This is a genomic window from Streptomyces sp. NPDC052107, assembly GCF_040680215.1.
In the GTDB taxonomy this organism is placed as follows: Bacteria; Actinomycetota; Actinomycetes; order Streptomycetales; family Streptomycetaceae; genus Streptomyces.
The window spans coordinates 211,834-226,636 of the sequence record NZ_JBFAWG010000007.1 but is presented as its reverse complement, the minus strand read 5'-3'; the positions used below and the strand labels follow the sequence as shown (position 1 = coordinate 226,636).

Annotated in this window: 16 protein-coding genes and 3 pseudogenes; 6 read left to right on the top strand and 13 right to left on the bottom strand. The window is 72.2% G+C overall.

The genetic code is table 11. The features are described 5' to 3' along the window. Positions 1-85: 85 nt before the first annotated feature. From AB0M27_RS10650 to AB0M27_RS10640, 3 genes are all read right to left on the bottom strand, one after another. A complete protein-coding gene (locus AB0M27_RS10650) occupies positions 86-694 on the bottom strand; it encodes a TIGR03086 family metal-binding protein (protein ID WP_365720075.1) in 609 nt (202 codons plus the stop codon). Between the two features lie 77 nt (positions 695-771). After that, on the bottom strand, positions 772-1,410 hold the full coding sequence (locus AB0M27_RS10645) for a TetR family transcriptional regulator (RefSeq protein ID WP_365720073.1): 639 nt from the start codon (positions 1,408-1,410) through the stop codon (positions 772-774). Between the two features lie 9 nt (positions 1,411-1,419). Next, positions 1,420-2,136: an aminoacyl-tRNA hydrolase gene (locus AB0M27_RS10640; RefSeq protein WP_365720071.1), complete on the bottom strand. Its 717-nt coding sequence runs from the start codon at positions 2,134-2,136 to the stop codon at positions 1,420-1,422. Positions 2,137-2,178: 42 nt separating this feature from the next. Between AB0M27_RS10640 and AB0M27_RS10635 the strand changes: the two are divergent. Continuing rightward, positions 2,179-2,307 (top strand): annotated as a pseudogene (locus AB0M27_RS10635) (ABC transporter ATP-binding protein); the annotation flags it as partial. A gap of 1 nt (position 2,308) precedes the next feature. On the opposite strand, the gene AB0M27_RS10630 reads toward AB0M27_RS10635, so the two are convergent. The 9 genes and pseudogenes from AB0M27_RS10630 to zapE form a co-directional block, all read right to left on the bottom strand. Continuing rightward, positions 2,309-2,491 (bottom strand): hypothetical protein, encoded by a 183-nt coding sequence (locus tag AB0M27_RS10630; RefSeq protein WP_365720069.1) that lies wholly within the window; start codon positions 2,489-2,491, stop codon positions 2,309-2,311. An 18-nt stretch (positions 2,492-2,509) separates the two neighbouring features. Beyond that, positions 2,510-3,364, bottom strand: a complete 855-nt coding sequence (locus AB0M27_RS10625) for a polysaccharide deacetylase family protein (RefSeq protein WP_365720067.1) — start codon at positions 3,362-3,364, stop codon at positions 2,510-2,512. 113 nt (positions 3,365-3,477) lie between these two features. After that, positions 3,478-3,657 (bottom strand): annotated as a pseudogene (locus tag AB0M27_RS10620) (Rieske 2Fe-2S domain-containing protein); the annotation flags it as partial. Positions 3,658-3,918: 261 nt separating this feature from the next. Further along, the gene (locus AB0M27_RS10615) at positions 3,919-4,467 is read right to left on the bottom strand and encodes a YbhB/YbcL family Raf kinase inhibitor-like protein (RefSeq protein WP_365720065.1); all 549 of its coding nucleotides are present in this window, start codon (positions 4,465-4,467) and stop codon (positions 3,919-3,921) included. A gap of 10 nt (positions 4,468-4,477) precedes the next feature. Continuing rightward, complete coding sequence (locus AB0M27_RS10610) at positions 4,478-5,329, bottom strand: slipin family protein (protein WP_365720063.1); 852 nt, start codon at positions 5,327-5,329, stop codon at positions 4,478-4,480. Positions 5,330-5,465: 136 nt separating this feature from the next. Then, a complete protein-coding gene (locus AB0M27_RS10605) occupies positions 5,466-6,944 on the bottom strand; it encodes a SulP family inorganic anion transporter (protein WP_365720061.1) in 1,479 nt (492 codons plus the stop codon). 8 nt (positions 6,945-6,952) lie between these two features. Next, positions 6,953-7,531 carry a carbonic anhydrase gene (locus AB0M27_RS10600; protein ID WP_365720059.1) on the bottom strand — a complete coding sequence of 193 codons (579 nt, stop codon included), beginning with the start codon at positions 7,529-7,531 and terminating at the stop codon, positions 6,953-6,955. Between the two features lie 76 nt (positions 7,532-7,607). Next, positions 7,608-7,946 (bottom strand): hypothetical protein, encoded by a 339-nt coding sequence (locus tag AB0M27_RS10595; RefSeq protein WP_365720057.1) that lies wholly within the window; start codon positions 7,944-7,946, stop codon positions 7,608-7,610. A 166-nt stretch (positions 7,947-8,112) separates the two neighbouring features. Then, the gene (gene zapE, locus AB0M27_RS10590) at positions 8,113-9,216 is read right to left on the bottom strand and encodes a cell division protein ZapE (RefSeq protein WP_365720055.1); all 1,104 of its coding nucleotides are present in this window, start codon (positions 9,214-9,216) and stop codon (positions 8,113-8,115) included. 37 nt (positions 9,217-9,253) lie between these two features. Here zapE and AB0M27_RS10585 point away from each other — a divergent pair, with 37 nt between their 5' ends. From AB0M27_RS10585 to AB0M27_RS10565, 5 genes are all read left to right on the top strand, one after another. Beyond that, positions 9,254-10,168, top strand: coding sequence for a pyrimidine reductase family protein (locus AB0M27_RS10585; protein ID WP_365720053.1), 915 nt, complete (start codon positions 9,254-9,256; stop codon positions 10,166-10,168). Positions 10,169-10,298: 130 nt separating this feature from the next. Beyond that, the gene (locus AB0M27_RS10580; RefSeq protein ID WP_365720051.1) at positions 10,299-10,772 is read left to right on the top strand and encodes an indole-3-glycerol phosphate synthase; all 474 of its coding nucleotides are present in this window, start codon (positions 10,299-10,301) and stop codon (positions 10,770-10,772) included. Between the two features lie 214 nt (positions 10,773-10,986). Next, positions 10,987-12,375, top strand: a complete 1,389-nt coding sequence (gene murC / locus AB0M27_RS10575; protein WP_365720049.1) for a UDP-N-acetylmuramate--L-alanine ligase — start codon at positions 10,987-10,989, stop codon at positions 12,373-12,375. A gap of 14 nt (positions 12,376-12,389) precedes the next feature. Next, entirely contained in the window at positions 12,390-12,797 is a 408-nt protein-coding gene (gene msrB / locus AB0M27_RS10570) for a peptide-methionine (R)-S-oxide reductase MsrB (protein ID WP_365720047.1), read from the top strand. 191 nt (positions 12,798-12,988) lie between these two features. Then, entirely contained in the window at positions 12,989-14,338 is a 1,350-nt protein-coding gene (locus AB0M27_RS10565; RefSeq protein ID WP_365720045.1) for a PP2C family protein-serine/threonine phosphatase, read from the top strand. 159 nt (positions 14,339-14,497) lie between these two features. Here the strand turns inward: AB0M27_RS10565 and AB0M27_RS10560 are convergent. Continuing rightward, positions 14,498-14,797 (bottom strand): annotated as a pseudogene (locus tag AB0M27_RS10560) (response regulator); the annotation flags it as partial. Positions 14,798-14,803: the final 6 nt, after the last annotated feature.

The following is a 14,803-nucleotide window of genomic DNA, read 5'->3' as shown; positions in this document are numbered from 1 at the left end:
AATCCCTCCGTCGAATGACGGGGGTATGGCCCCGGCGGCCGGACCCGAACCTCCTCCGTGCCGTGTTCAGAGCAACATTTGAGCTTCAGCCCCGGGCCGGCCACTGCTCGGGGCTGCGGCCCAGCAGACGCAGTGCCTCCTCCAGCGGGCCGGAACCCTCGGGCACCTCCAGTGCCGGGGCGAAAGCGAAGCCCGGGCCGCGCCGGCCGGGATCGGTCGGCACCCGACGGGCCACGGCGAGCGCGGCGACGAGGACGTGCTCGGGGAGTTCCGGCCTGGTGCCGAGGGCGGCGGCGACGTCCCAGGCGTGGACGACGTAGTCGACGAAGTGGAAGCTGATCGCCCGGCCGCCCGGAAAGCCGCCGCCCAGCTCCGGCAGCGTGAACTCCCGCCGGGCCGCGCCCGGTTCGGCGAAGGCGGACAGGACCGAGGCCGCCGCCGACCGGTGGACCCGGGCCGGCTCGCTCATGTCCTCCGGCTGCCGCCAGTGCTCCGGTTCCCGCCCCGCCCCGCGTGCCGCGGCGGCGAACCCCACGTGCTGTGCGGTCATGTGCGCGACGAGCTGCCGCAACGTCCAGCCCGCGCAGGGGGTGTCCCGGGTCCAGTCGGTGTCCGTGGCCAGGTCCACCACGCGCACGGCCTCCTGGACGGCGATCCGGTCGAGTTCGACGAAGTCCGCTCCGGTCAGAGTCATGGCCCGAGCATAAAACAAAGCGAACGGACGTGCTTATTTTTTAGAAAATGCGTCCCCATTCCCAACACCGCCTCGGCTCAGGGAAATCGGGGGAGCGGGACACCGTCCACGGCCGCACCGCGCAGCCGTTCCGCGAGGGCCACCCGCGCCCTGCGGTACGCGGTCTCCTCGTCGTGCAGCACCGACAGGGCGTTCGCCGTCTCCAGCAACGCCACTATCTCGAAGGCGAGTTGTGCGGCATCGGTGTCGGCGCGCAGCTCACCCGCCGTACGGGCCTCGTCGATCGTGCGCTCGACATGGGCCGACCAGTCGCGCTGCGCACGGACCACGGCGTCGTGCACGGGCCCCGTCCGCGCGTCGAACTCGGCCATGGCGCCGTAGAAGAAGCAGCCGCCCGGGAACACCCGGCCACGCGAGTACTCCAGCCACAGCTCGCACAGCCGCCACACCCGGCCGACGCCGGCCGGGGTCTCGGTCGCGGGCCGGATCACCCGCTCGGTGAAGATCCGCGCGGCCTCCCGCACGGTGGCCAGCTGCAGTTCCTGCTTGGAGCCGAAGAGCGCGAACACCCCGCTCTTGCTCAGCTCCAGCTCGGCGGCGAGACGGCCGACGGTGAGCGCCTCCAGGCCCTCGACCGAGGCGATGTCCACCGTGCGGCGCAGCACCAGCCGGCGGGTGCGGTTGCCCCGTTCGACCCGCCCGTCGACCCGCGTCATCGGTCCCTCCTAGCGCAGCGCCGGGTGGTCGGCGACGACCGTACAGCTGCCCGGCGCGATCTCCGTGAAGCCGGCGTCCCGCACCATCGGCAGGCCGCTGCCGGCCAGCCGTGCCCAGTCGGCGGGGTCGGCCGTACGGACGGCCAGTGCGCAGCCCGCGTCCCGCCAGGAGGTGCGCTCGGCGTCGGACAGCGCCCACCAGGCCAGCTGGGCAGCGTGCCCGGCCTGCGCCATCGCCTTACCGGCCGACATCTCCAGCTCGGGATTCAGCCACAGCACCGGCTGCGCCGCGTCGGCGGCGACGGGCGGCTCCGGGTCGTCCAGCTCGGTGCCGGACACCTGGAGCTTGGCCAGGTCCTTGGGCCAGCCGTCGAGCGGGACCGGCGGGAAGACCCGTACCTGCGCGGACTTACCGGTCACCGTGATCCCCGGCAGCGCCCCGGCCCGCCGCCACTCGGCGCCCCTGGCCCGCCGCACGACCTTGCGGATCCGCGCGTCCTCCCAGCTCCGTACGGCCGCTGCCCACTCGCCGTCCCCGTGCGCCCGTTCGTCCCCGAGCAGCACCAGCACCGCCCGGGCGGCCGTCTCCAGCGCGTCGGTACGCGCCGGCGGCGCGCTCTTCTCGATCCGTACGACGAGGGGCAGCACGAACTGTGGCGCCTCGTCGCGCGGATTGCGCTCGGCCTGGAAGGGACTGTCTCCGGGGGAGGCTGAAACATGGCTCACACCAGCCAACCTTAAGGGGCGCCGGGCCGTGTCCATTTTGCGGGCGTCGACCTCACCGTCACCCCCGGAACCCTCACCCGCGTAGAAGGAGCGAACAGCACCGGAAAGTCCACCCCGCTCCGCCTCCTCGCCCGCCCGGACGCGCCGACGGAGGGCCGTGTCGGCGAGCCGGTCAGCCCGAGCAGGCCGTGCGCTGCGCCTCCAGCCATTCACACCGGGGGCAGAGCGTGATGCCCTTGTACGACTCCGGGTACTCCGTCGGCTCCCGGCACAGCACGCACTCCGCGTACGGCGGCCCGTCGGCCCTGGGTGGTTTCGCCGCCTGGACGACCGTGCAGTAGTCCTCGTCGCTCATGCCTCCAGCGTAGGCCGGTCAGCGGTGTCCGCTGGTCTCGCCGATCAGCTCGGAGACCTTCACGAACCGGTAGCCCCGCTTGCGCAGTTCCGGTACGACCGCGCGGACGACCCGCTCGGTGGTCGGGGCGGCGCTGCTGGTGCAGTGCATGACGACCACCGAGCCGGGCTTCACCCCGTCCAGCACCTGCTCGGTGACGGCGCCGGCGTCGGTGGCGAACGCGTCGCCGCTCACCACGTCCCACTGCACCGCGGTCACCCCGAGCCCGCTCAGCGCGCGCAGCGCCCGCCGGTCGTAACAGCCGCCGGGGAAGCGGAAGTACGGCAGCGCGTGCGGTACGCCCGCCTTGTGCAGGGAGGCGTACGCCCGCTCCACGTCCGACCGCATCCTGCCGGCGGCGACGGTCGGCAGGCCGTGGCAGTCGCGGGTGAACGCGTAGTGGCTGTAGGAGTGGTTGGCGACCTCGAACTGCGGGTCGTGGCCGAGGCTGCGGGCCTCGGTCGGGTACTCGTCGGCCCAGCGGCCGGTCATGAAGATCGTCGCCGGCACCTTCAGTACGCGCAGGGTGCCGATGAGGTCCGGGTTGTCGAAGTGTTCGCCGGCGGCGGCGCGCGGCCCCTGGTCGGCGGTCATGTCGGCGTCGAAGGTCAGCGCGACCGTCTTGCCCAGGGTGCGCGGGCCGTGCTCGAAGACCGGGGTCAGGCCGCCGGGACCCGGGGCCAGCACGGGCGGACGCGAGGCGGACGCAGAGGCGGAGACGGCGGACTTGTCCGGGACCTGACGGGCATGGCCCACGGGGCCCGCGCCACCGCAGGCCGCGAGAGCCACGCCCAGGACACAGACGGCGGTGATACGGCGTACTCGTGGGATCACCGTATGAACGTAGGACTGAATGATCGCTTGTACGGCGATATGTCCGGCGACGCGGCGGCACGGTCACCCGCGCGGCGGCGAGCCCCGGTGAGCCCGCCGGGATCCCGGGAACCTCACAGGTCACGCCGCTCCAGCGGCCGCACCGCCGGGCCCTGGATCACCGTGCCGTCGACGTCGAAGCGCGAGCCGTGGCAGGGGCACTCCCAGGCGCGTTCGGCCCGGTTGAAGGCGACCAGACAGCCGAGGTGGGTGCAGCGGGCCGAGACCGCGTGCAGGGCGCCCTCCTCGTCCCGGGTCTCCCACCGCACTCGATGCCCATGCTCGGCCACCAGCGCCGCCGGTCCCGCCGCCCACAACCGCACCTGGAGCTCGGCCAGCCGTTTACCCGCAGGCGTGGTGTCCTGCAGGGCCGCCTTCTTCCCGGCGGGGGCACCCGGCGTGGCCCGGGTGACGTACGCGGCGAGGTCGACCGGCTCACCGGGCGGGAGACGCAGCAAATCCCGGAGATCCTTGCCGTTCTCCTTGGCCACGGGTCACCCTTTCCCTGTGCGGCACTACCCCCGTCCGTACCGTCCCGTCAACGTGCCCACAGCCAGCGAGTGCCCGGAAAGCGCCTTCAGCAGATCCGTCGGCGAGGCCCCCGCGGCGAGCGACACACGCCGGTCGACGGCGTACACCGTGAGGACATAGCGGTGCGGCGGGTCACCGCGCGGCGGGCAGGGACCGCTGTACCCGGTCTTCCCGAAGTCGTTGCGGCCCTCGCTCGCCGCCCGCGGATGCTCCCCGGCGGACAGCCGCGTGGTGTGCGGGTCGATGTCCCACACCAGCCAGTGCGTGAACGTGCCGTGCGGGGCGTCGGGGTCCCGCAGGAGCAGGGCCAGTGAGGACGTCCGCGCGGGTACGCCGGTGAGGGCCAGCGGAGGCGAGACGTCGGCGCCGTCGCAGGTGTGCCGGCGCGGGACGGTGCCGCCGTCGGCGTAGGTACTGGTGACGGTCAGCCGGCGGGCTCCGCTTGGGGACGGCGCGGCGGCCGGTTCGGCGCCGTCCCCGCAGCCCGCGACGAAGGCCATCGCGGCCACGGCGATCATCCAGCTCCTGCGCATGCCCGGCACGTTATCCGGAGGGGAGCTCTCCGTCCTCGTTCGGCACGGCCTGCTGTTCGCCTTTCTCCAGGCGGCGTTCCCTGTCACCGTTCGGCGCGGCCTGCTGGTTGCCCCGCTCCAGGAAGTGCAGCAGCTCCACCGGGATGGGCAGGACCAGCGTGGAGTTCTTCTCGGCGGACACCGCCATCACGGTCTGCAGCAGCCTCAGCTGGAGCGCGGCCGGGGTGTCGGCCATCTGCTGGGCCGCCTCGGCCAGCTTCTTGGAGGCCTGGTACTCGGCGTCCGCGTTGATGATCCGGGCCCGGCGCTCCCGGTCGGCCTCGGCCTGGCGGGCCATGGACCGCTTCATCGTGTCCGGCAGGGAGACGTCCTTGATCTCCACCCGGTCGACCTGGATGCCCCAGCCGACGGCCGGGCTGTCGATCATCAGCTCCAGGCCCTCGTTGAGCTTCTCGCGGTTGGAGAGCAGGTCGTCCAGGTCGCTCTTGCCGATGATCGACCGCAGCGACGTCTGGGCCATCTGCGACACCGCGAACTTGTAGTCCTCGACCTTCACCAGGGCGCTCGCCGCGTCGACCACGCGGAAGTAGACGACGGCGTCCACGCGGACGGTGACGTTGTCGCGGGTGATGCCCTCCTGGGCCGGGATCGGCATCGTGACGATCTGCATGTTGACCTTGTGCAGCCGGTCCACGAACGGGATCACCAGGGTCAGGCCGGGCTCGCGTTCGCCTCCCACCACCCGGCCGAGGCGGAAGAGCACGCCTCGCTCGTACTGCTTGACGACACGCGCCGCCATCGCCAGGTAGACCACGGCGACCGAACCCGCCGCCGCCACGGCGCCCAGCAGCTCCTGGAGCATGGTGACCTCCTCACGGAGAGGTCTGATTTCGTCCGCTGCTGTAACCATATGCCCGGGGTGGGGTGGAAGCCATAAGCCGGGGGGATCGGGCCGGGGTGCCGAGGGGCGTCGGACCCCGGCCCGGAGAGAGCGGCCGTCAGCGGGCCGGCGTCGTGACCCTCACCGGCTCCGTCCCCGCCGCACTGTGCCGCTCGGCCCAGTTCTCCAGGGCCGTACGGCAGGCGTGGTCCAGATGGTGCAGACCGGACAGGTCCAGGCGGACCGGGCGGTCCCGGGGCAGCGACTCCAGGCTGTCCAGGATCTTCGGCAGCCGCAGGAAGGTCGCGTTGCCCGAGAGATGGGCGTCGACCGGGCCCGCCCCCTTGTCGACGACCTCCAGCTTGACGTGCGAGGCCTGCCAGGCGGTCTTGACCACCGCCATCGCCAGGCCGATCAGCACGCCCTCGAACATGCTGACCGCCACGATCGAGACCGCCGTCACCGCCAGGATCAGCGCCTCGCCCCGGTGCTCGCGCCACAGCACGGCCAGCGCCCGGACCGGCACCAGCTTGGCGCCCGAGTGGATCAGGATGCCCGCGAGGGCCGGGACCGGGATGTGGGCGAGCACGTCCGGCAGCAGCGCGGCGAACAGCAGCAGCCACACGCCGTGCAGAACGCGGGAGGCCTTGGTACGGGCGCCCGCCTGCACGTTGGCCGCGCTGCGCACGATCACCGCGGTCATCGGCAGCGCGCCCAGCAGCCCGCACACCGTGTTGCCGGCGCCCTGCGCGACCAGCTCGCGGTCGTACTCGGTGCGCGGACCGGAGTGCAGCCGGTCCACGGCCGCCGCGCTGAACAGCGACTCGGCGGAGGCGATCAGCGTGAACGCGACGATCGTGCCGAGCAGCCCGGCACTCGCCAGCTCGCCGAACGCGCTCAGCGGCGGCGGCTGGACCGAGCCGAGCAAGCCCTGCACTTCGACCGTGGCCATCGGCAGGTCCAGCGCGAAGGCGGCCACCGTGGCGAGACCGACCGCGGCCAGCGGGCCGGGCAGCGTCCGCGCCTTCGCCGGGAGGTGCTTCCACAGCAGCAGCACCGCGACCGTGCCCGCGCACACCGCGAGCGAGGCCACCGCCCTGCCGTCGCCGAGGGCGTCCAGGAACGCCCCGGGCAGCCCGGCGATCTTGCCCAGGCCGGAATCGGGGGCCTTGACGGCCAGCGCCGGATACAACTGCCCGGCGATGAGCACCAGTCCGATTCCGGCCAGCATGCCCTCGACGACGGAGACCGAGATGGCGCGGAACCAACGGCCCAGCCTCAGCAGGCCCATGGCCACCTGGAGGAGTCCGGAGGCGAGCACGATCACGCCGAGTGCCGGCAGCCCGAATTCCTTGACCGCCTCGAAGACGAGCACGGTCAGGCCGGCCGCCGGCCCCGACACCTGCAGGCTGCTGCCCCGCATCAGCCCGGTGACGAGGCCGCCCACGATGCCGGTGACCAGGCCGAGTTCGGCCGGGACCCCGGAGGCGACGGCCACGCCCACGCACAGCGGCAGCGCGACCAGGAAGACGACGAGGGAGGCGGCGAAGTCCTGCCGCAGGCAGGAAAACCGGGATATGAGGTTCTTGCTGGTCACCGGCGCGCTCACAGGGACTCGAAGGTGTCGGTCTGCGGGCGGTGCGCCCGTACGGCGCCGGTGTGCACCTCGTAGTACCAGGCATGCAGGCCGAGTTGACCCTCCGCCAGCTTGCGCTCGACGCATGGGTAGCAGCGCAGCCGGAGCAACTGGGTCAGCACGTGCGCCTGCACGCCCTCGGCGACCTCCGGGTCCTCGGCCTGGCCGGCCGGGCGCGGGGTGGCGTGCGCGAGCCAGTCGCGCACGGCGGGTACGGCGGTCAGGTCGTCGCCGCGCACCAGCGCGCCGACGGCACCGCAGTGCGAGTGACCGCAGACCACGATGTCGCGGACGCCGAGCACCTCCACGGCGTACTCGATGGTGGCGGCCTCGCTGGTGGGGTGCTGCGAGGTGTGGGGCGGGACGATGTTGCCCGCGGTGCGCAGCTCGAAGAGCTCGCCGGGGCGGGCGCCCGTGATCAGGGCCGGGACGACCCGGGAATCGGAGCAGGTGATGAACAGCACCTGCGGGGACTGGCCTTCGGCGAGCCTGGCGAACTCCTCAGGGCGCTGTCCGAAGGTACGGGCGTTGTCGATGAGGGGCTGCATGTATGTGGTTCCTCCTGGCGCGCCTGAATGGCGCGTCGGACTTGAACGACGGTTGTGGGGGAAAGCTGAGCGCCTGTCAGCAGCGGAAGACCTGAAGTGCTGCCGGTGCGTGGGCTCTGGAGGCTCTGGGGACCGGGCCGTGCGCGGTGCCGGGTGTGTGTGAGGGGCCGGTACCGGCTGCCCGGCCGGTTATCAGCGGGTGCTCCTGCGCGCAGCGGGAGGCGGGGGCGCGGACCACCTCCGCCGCGTCGCGCACCGGCTGTTCGGGCGACGTGGTTCCGGACTCGGCCTTGGCCGTTGTTTCACGGAGAGTGTGCGCAGATGTGAAGGGATCCGTGGGGGCGGAGAACAGCAGGGCGAGCAGGACGACGGCAACGGAAGCGAGAACGGCCCGGGCCGTCGTACCTCGGAACATGCGCCCTCCTCCCGGAAGTCTCACGTCTCTAGCGCGCGCCAAACACTGGTCAATGGTTGGTCAAGAAACACGTTAACCCTGCAAAGTCCTTTGCAGGGTTAACTACGCGTTACGAGCGCAAGAGAGCGTGAAAAGTGCCGGTCGCGTGGCGCGAACTCGCTCTTGACTAGGAGCCGACGAGCCCCTTCGCGTCGCGGGCCAGCGCGGTGAGCCGGGATATCGCGCGGAAGTACTTCTTGCGGTAGCCGCCGTTCAGCATCTCCTCGCTGAACAGCTTGTCGAACGGCAGGCCCGAGGCCAGCACCGGGACCTCACGGTCGTAGAGCCGGTCCGCGAGCACCACGAGCCGCAGCGCCGTCGACTGGTCCGGCACCGGCCGCACGTCGGTGAGGCACACCGCCTGCACGCCGTCGGTCAGCCCGCCGTACCGGCTCGGGTGGACCTTGGCCAGGTGGTCCAGCAGATGCGGGAAGTCGTCGAGCGAGGCGCCCGGGGTGGCGTAGGCCGCCTTCGTCACCTCTTCGTCGGTGAAGGGCTTCGGCGCCTCGGGCAGGCCGCGGTGGCGGTAGTCCTCGCCGTCGATGCGCAGGGTGCGGAAGTGGGCCGACAGGCCCTGGATCTCGCGCAGGAAGTCGGCGGCGGCGAACCGGCCCTCGCCCAGCTTGCCCGGCAGCGTGTTGGAGGTGGCGGCGAGCGCCACGCCCGCTTCGACCAGCTTGCCGAGGAGGGTCGACACGAGGACCGTGTCGCCCGGGTCGTCCAGCTCGAACTCGTCGATGCACAGCAGGCGGTGGCCGGAGAGGGTCCGCACGGTCTGCTGGAAGCCGAGGGCGCCGACCAGGTTCGTCAGCTCCACGAAGGTGCCGAACGCCTTGAGCGCGGGCTCGGCCGGGGTGGCGTGCCACAGGGAGGCGAGCAGATGGGTCTTGCCGACGCCGTAGCCGCCGTCCAGGTAGACCCCGCGCGGGCCGGCCGGGGCCTTGGGTGCCTTGGCCCTGCCGAAGCCGAAGAGTCCGCGCCTGCCGGCGCCGGAGGCGTGCGCCCCGCCGAGCCCGCCCGCGAAGCCCTCGAGCACCTGTACGGCCTCGCTCTGACTGGGCTGGTTCGGGTCCGGTATGTAGGTCGAGAAGCGGACCGAGTCGAAGCGTGGGGGCGGGACCATCTCGGCGACCAGCCGGTCCGCGGGCACGTGCGGCTCGCGGGCGCACAGGGAGAGGGGGCCCGCGTCGGTCAGAGGGCTGGATCCGGGGGCGGTGGTGGAGGACGACACGGTTGTCCATGCTAAGCGCCGTGTCACACTGCACGACATGCGACGCCTGTTCCCTGTGACCGACGAAACAGCAGCCCAGGCCTCCGGCGGGACGGCCGAGAGGGAGGGGGCGACCAAGGTTGCCGGGACCAGGGTGGCCCATGCGCCCAGTGGTGCCGGCGGCCACGTCGACCATGGCGGCCACGTCGACCATGGCGTCCACGTGGACCACGACGCCCACGTCGACCGTGAGTGGAGCCTCGCCGAGCTGGCCGCCGCGTACGCCTACCCGGAGCCGCCGGGCGCCCCGCGGCCGTGGCTGCGGGCCAACATGGTCTCCACGCTCGACGGCGCCGCCCAGCACGAGGGGCGGTCCCAGCCCATCTCCAGCGCCGCCGACATGCGGATCTTCGGCACGCTGCGGGCGCTCGCGGACGTGATCGTGGTGGGCGCGGAAACGGTACGCCAGGAGGGGTACCGGCCCGCACGCGCGCGTGCGGAGTTCGCCGAGGCCCGGGAGGCCGCCGGACAGGGCCCGGCGCCGGCGATCGCGGTCGTCACCGCGAGCCTGGATCTGGACTTCTCGCTCCCGCTGTTCACCTCGCCCCTGGTGCCCACGCTGGTCCTGACCGGATCCGCGGCCGCCCCCGACCGCGTCGCCGCCGCCGAGAAGGCCGGCGCCAAGGTGGTGATCGCCGGTGAGGGCAGCGGCGTCGACCCCGTGCGGGCGGTGCGTGCCCTGGCCGGGCTCGGCCACACCCGGCTGCTCACCGAGGGCGGTCCCCGGCTGCTCGGCCAGCTGGTCGCGGCCGAGGTGCTGGACGAGCTGTGCCTGACCCTGTCGCCCATGCTCACCGCGGGCGACGCACAGCGCATCGCCGGGGGGCCGTCGGTCGCCGTGCCGCACCGGTTCGAACTCGTGTCCCTCCTCGAAGACGCCGGATTTCTGTTCGGTCGCTACCGGCGGTCCTGAAATTAGTGGAATGTGTCGTTCCGTTTAGCTTCCGGAGGGCAGACTTAGTCCGGCACAACCCGTGCGATCACGAGGCAGGATGGTTTCCGCAGGGGCCTGGTCGGGGCCCACGGAGGAGAAGAGGCGTTCTGTGTTCACCAGCGTTCTGATGATCGAGAAGGCTTTGACGTCCGCCGACGTGGAGTTCGTCACGACCTTGCACGGAGACGAGCCGGTCGCTTTCCATGTGCTCCTCCAGCCGCGCGGCGACCAGGCGGACCGCCTGCTGCGGGCCATCGACGACATCGCGCTCGGCGAACTCGACGAGGCGGTCCGCGAACACGAGACGCCCGAGGGAGAGGACGCCAGGAGCGTCGGACAGCAGGCCCTGGACGTGTCGGTCCAGGCGCTGCTGGCCGCCGGGAGCCAGGCGGCGGGACAGATGGTGGAGGACCATCCGCTGGACGCGCTGAAGTCCCTGGTCGCCGAGGTGAGCGCGGACGAGGTGATCGTGCTCACCGACCCCCACTACGTGGAGGAGTTCTTCCACCGGGACTGGGCTTCCCGGGCGCGGCACAAGGTGGGCGTGCCGGTGCTGAAGCTGTTCTCGCACAGCAAGGCGTAGTCGCTCCGCTGGTTCGGCCGATGAGCGCCGTCGGGGGTGCGGTGCGTTCGCGGGTGCCGGTGCGTTGTGGTTGCTCGCGCCCGCACGGCGGAGCCGCACATCGATACGGCCCCGCGCCCCTCAGGTCGACAGCCTTGCCCCTCGCTGCAGCGAGCCCGATGCTGCAGCGCATAGGCTAGGGCCGCTCGCACATACCGTCTCTGGGGAGAACCACATGGCACCCGGCCTTCCTGCCGCCATGGACCGACCGCACTTCATCGGCATCGGCGGCGCCGGGATGTCGGGCATCGCCAAGATTCTCGCCCAGCGCGGGGCCGAGGTCGCCGGCAGCGACGCCAAGGAGTCGGCGACCGCCGAGGCGCTGCGGGCGCTCGGTGCCACCGTGCACATCGGGCACGCCGCCGAGCACCTCGCCGACGACGCGAGCTGTGTCGTGGTGTCCTCGGCGATCCGCAAGGACAACCCCGAGCTGGCCCGCGCGGCCGAGCTGGGCATCCCGGTGGTGCACCGCTCCGACGCCCTCGCCGCGCTGATGGAGGGGCTGCGCCCGATCGCCGTGGCCGGCACCCACGGCAAGACGACGACCACCTCGATGCTGGCCGTCTCCCTCACCGAGCTGGGCCTGAAGCCGTCGTACGCCATCGGCGGCGACCTGGACGCGCCCGGCTCCAACGCGCTGCACGGCGAGGGCGACGTCTTCGTCGCCGAGGCGGACGAATCGGACCGCAGCTTCCACAAGTACGCGCCCGAGGTCGCCATCGTCCTCAACGTCGAGCTGGACCACCACGCCAACTACGCCTCGATGGACGAGATCTACGAGTCCTTCGAGACCTTCGCCGGGAAGATCGTCCCCGGCGGCACGCTGGTGATCTCCGCCGACCACGAGGGCGCGCGGGAGCTGACCCGGCGACTGGCGGGGTCGGTACAGACGGTGACGTACGGCGAGGCCGAGGACGCCGACGTACGGGTGCTGTCGATCGTCCCGCAGGGGCTGAAGAGCCAGGTCACCGTGGTCCTCGACGGGCAGGAGCTGACCTTCGCCGTCTCCGTGCCCGGCCGCCACTACGCCCTCAACGCCGTCGCCGCGCTCACCGCCGGTGCCGCCCTGGGCATCCCGGCCGCCGACCTGGCGCCCGCGCTCGCCGCCTACACCGGCGTCAAGCGGCGCCTGCAGCTCAAGGGCGAGGCCGCCGGGGTACAGGTCATCGACTCCTACGCCCACCACCCCACCGAGATGACCGCCGATCTGGAGGCCATGCGCGCCGCCGCCGGCGACTCCCGCATCCTCGTCGTCTTCCAGCCGCACCTGTTCTCCCGCACCCAGGAACTGGGCAAGGAGATGGGCCAGGCCCTCGCCCTCGCCGACGCCTCCGTGGTGCTCGACATCTACCCGGCTCGCGAGGACCCGATCCCGGGCGTGACCAGCGAGCTGATCATCCAGGCCGCGCGCGCCGCCGGCGCCGACGTCACCGCCGTGCACGACAAGGACGGGATCCCCTCGGTGATCGCGGGAATGGCCAAGCCCGGCGATCTCGTTCTCACCATGGGCGCGGGCGACGTGACCGACCTGGGCCCGCTGATCCTGGACCGCCTGTCGCAGTAAAGGGGCTGAGGCTCATGTCGTACGACGTCGAGAAGCCGGACGAGCAGTGGCGCGCGGAGCTGAACCCCGCCGAGTACGCCGTGCTGCGCCAGGCCGCCACCGAGCCGGCCTTCACCGGTGAGTACACCGACACCAAGACCGAGGGCGTCTACTCCTGCCGGGCCTGCGGCGCCGAACTGTTCACCTCCGACACGAAGTTCGCGTCGCACTGCGGCTGGCCGTCCTTCTACGACCCGAAGGACACCGACGCGGTGGAACTGGTCGAGGACCGCTCCCACGGCATGGTCCGCACCGAGGTACGCTGTGCCCGCTGCGGCTCCCACCTGGGGCATGTCTTCGAGGGGGAGGGGTATTCGACCCCGACCGACCAGCGCTACTGCATCAACTCGATCTCGCTGCGGCTGACGCCGGCCGAGGACTGAGACCCTCCTCAAACGATCGACACTCCGAATCTGGCAAAAGACGTCCTCGACAGGGCTCGTCCGGTCGAAGATGAACGCCATCGGACACCGGAGTGCGACTCAAGGCCTGTGCTGGGCCTGCCGAGGGCGCTGGGACGGATGAGGCTGGTGCCCCACTCGCTCCGGTTTGAGATTCTGTGAGGGTGTTGGGTGTGGCGCGCTGGATCCAGTCCCGTCGCAGGCCCGTGCCCGCCGACAGCGGCCACCACCGCGAGGACGACGGCGGGCACGAGGCGACGGCGATATCCGCGCGGTCCGAGGACTCCGCCGCTGCCGCGAGCTCGGTGGAGGCGGCGCAGGGCCTGCCGGCCACCGATGCCATGGCGGCCGGCGCGCCGCTCGGCGTGCTGCGGGAGGCGCTGGCCGGTATCGGTACGACCCTCGACGAGGACATGACCTGTGCCGAGCTGACCCGGCAGGCCGTACGACTGGCCGGTGGCACGGCCGCCGTGATGCGCCGGACCGGGCAGACCATGTCCGGGTACGAGGCGATCACGGGGGACGCCGACGCGCTGCCCGACGCCCGGTGGGCCACCGCGGCGGCCCGCGAGGCGGAGACACCGGCGCTCGACGCACAGCCGGAGCCCTGGCTGGAGTACGCGGGCGCCACCTCGACCCGGGTGGCGCTGTGCGCGCCGCTGACCAGCGGCGCGGACGGGTACGGCATCCTCGTGTGGGCCCGCTCCGGGCAGCCGCTGCGCCGCGCGGAGGCCGAGCTGCTCAGCATGCTCGCCGAGCGCGCCGCCTCCCACATCCGGCACGCCCGCGCCTACGCGAGCATCAACCGCACCGCCGGCGATCTGCAGCGCGCCCTGCTCGCCGAGCCCGGCCGCCCGCATCCCAACCTCGACATCGCCGTCCGCTATCTGCCGGCCGGCGGCGGCGTGCTGGTCGGCGGTGACTGGTGCGAGACCGTACGGCTGCACTTCGGGCGGACCCTGCTGGTCGTCGGCGACGTGATGGGTCACGGCCTGGAGGCCGCCGTCGACATGAACGTCTACCGTTCCTCCCTGCGCTACATCGCCTCCGCCGACCTTCCCCCGCACCGGGTGCTGCGGCAGATGGACGACATCGCCTCCCGCGAGGCGGAGCTCAGGCCCGCCACCTGCCTGCTCGCCCGCGTCGACCCGGGGCGCCACCAGGTCGCGCTGGCCAGCGCGGGGCATCTGCCGCCGGTGCGCATCGCGGCGGACGGCTCGGCATCCATCGTGCCGGTCCCCGTCGGACCGCCGTTGGGCACCGGGCTCGGTGGCTATGAGATGGCCACGCATCCGCTGGCCGCGGGGGAGACGCTCGTGCTGTTCACCGACGGGCTGGTGGAGCGCCGGGGAGAGGACATCGACCGGTCTCTGGAGCGGCTGGCCACGGTCCGCTTTCCCGGCGGGGAGGGGCTGGACGACGTTCTGGACACCATCCTCAGCCGTACGGACGCGCGGCATGCGGAGGACGACGTCGCCGCGATGGCCTGCCGGACCCATAGCCGACAGGGCCTCTCGTCGTAGGGGTGCAGGTGGTCTGCCGGCCGACCGTCCGGGGGTGGTTGCTCGCGCCGCATGCGGTGGAGCCGCATGTCGAACGGAGCCCCGCGCCCCTTCAAGGAGTCGCAGTCACCGGCAGCCGTAGCGTGAACGCCGTCAAGCCGTCCTCCGCGGCCAGCCGGATTCGTCGCCGCCCCGGGTCAGGCCCGCGACCCGGTCGGCGACGCCGTCGCGCGCGGTGAGGAACACGACCGGCACCATCGTGACCGAGCGGCGCAGCCGGTCCAGCACGCCGAAGCCGTCCACGTCGGGCAGCATCAGATCGAGGACGACCATGTCCGGCCCGAACTCGGCGGCCCGGGCCAGCGCCTCCTCCCCGGAGTACGCGGTGACCGCCTCCCAGCCCTCGTAGCGGGCGACCGTGGCCACCAGGTCGGCGATCGGCGGGTCGTCGTCCACGACCAGCAGTCGCACTTTCTGCACCCGCCC